1 protein-coding gene is annotated in these 1,188 nt (G+C 54.9%); it reads right to left on the bottom strand.

All coding sequences use genetic code 11. The features are described from left to right. Positions 1 to 249 precede the first annotated feature (249 nt). Entirely contained in the window at positions 250 to 1,056 is an 807-nt protein-coding gene (locus KHU29_RS22015) for a LysR family transcriptional regulator (RefSeq protein WP_211455462.1), read from the bottom strand. Positions 1,057 to 1,188 lie beyond the last annotated feature (132 nt).

Below are 1,188 nucleotides of genomic sequence, written 5' to 3'. Positions count from 1 at the left end.
TGATCATTTTGACGACCTCAAGCTTAAAGCTGGGGTCGAAATTGCGGCGTTGCCTTGTCATGCAAATCTCCTCGGATGGTGGATTGTCCACCTATCGAGGTGTCCGGGCAAATTAGACCACTACAGTACATGTCTTCCTCCGTAAACGTTAAGGGTTGTACAACGTTAAGGGTTGTACAACGACCCAAAGCGGAAGTCGGTCACCCTACTTGGCGGGCGTCTCCTTTCAAGGGTGTAGCGGACGTCTGATCAATGCCTAATGTCAATGAGGGCTTCGGCTTCCATGCTGGGCGTCTCCTGAGCTTGCAGGATATTGATCAGCCCTTCCAAGGCAAGAGAGGGATGGCCTCGCCACACGAGATGAGTTCGATTGGTGGAAAACCGCTCTGGCAGAGTATGCTGATTCACCTTTTCTGTCGCCTGCAGGGCTACCAATACGGACTTGGGCACAATCGCAAAGCCGGTCCCGGCAGCCACACAGGCAATCATGCCTTGGTACGACCCGAACTCGAGAGTGCGTTCAGGCATCACATTGTCACTGCCTAGCCAGTCTTCGAGTCGCTTTCGGTAGGAGCAGCCATGGGCGAAGGCGATCATCGTGCTTCGCCCCAAATCCTTGGCTGTGCGAACCTTTCGGATCTCCTTAGAGGTAACCAGAACCAGCTCCTCACGAAAGACTGCCACCGACTCAAGTTCCGATGCGGTGAACGGCTCGGACACAAAAGCGGCTTCAATCTCGAAATTCATGACCCGATTGATAAGAGCGCCCGTAGTCCCGGTGACGAGTTCCACGACCACACCAGAGTTCTTGGCGTGATAGCGCGAAAGAATGGGTGCCAGGCGGCTTCCTGCCGTGCTCTCCAGAGAGCCGAGGCGAAACATTCCCTGAGGCTTCCCAGTGCGCAACTCATTGACCGCTTCGTCCGCCAACCTGAGGAGCCGCACCGAATAGTTGAGAAGGGTCTGGCCTTCAGCCGAAAGAGCAAGCGTACGCCCTTCCCGGCGAAACAAGCGTACGCCCAGGTATTCCTCCAGTTGCCGGATACGGGTCGTCACGTTTGACTGTAGTGGTCAAGTAAATTCGGACACGACGATAGGTTTGTTTGCTGCCATGTTCCGTTCGTAGACGGAGGGCGGCAGATTGCCCAGAACTGAATGCAAACGTTCGTTGTTGTAGAAGCCGACGAT

This window comes from Collimonas antrihumi (genome assembly GCF_018304965.1).
GTDB classification, from domain to species: domain Bacteria; phylum Pseudomonadota; class Gammaproteobacteria; order Burkholderiales; family Burkholderiaceae_D; genus Collimonas; species Collimonas antrihumi.
The sequence above is the reverse complement of the archived record's forward strand: the minus strand, read 5'-3'. Positions and strand labels throughout refer to the sequence as shown.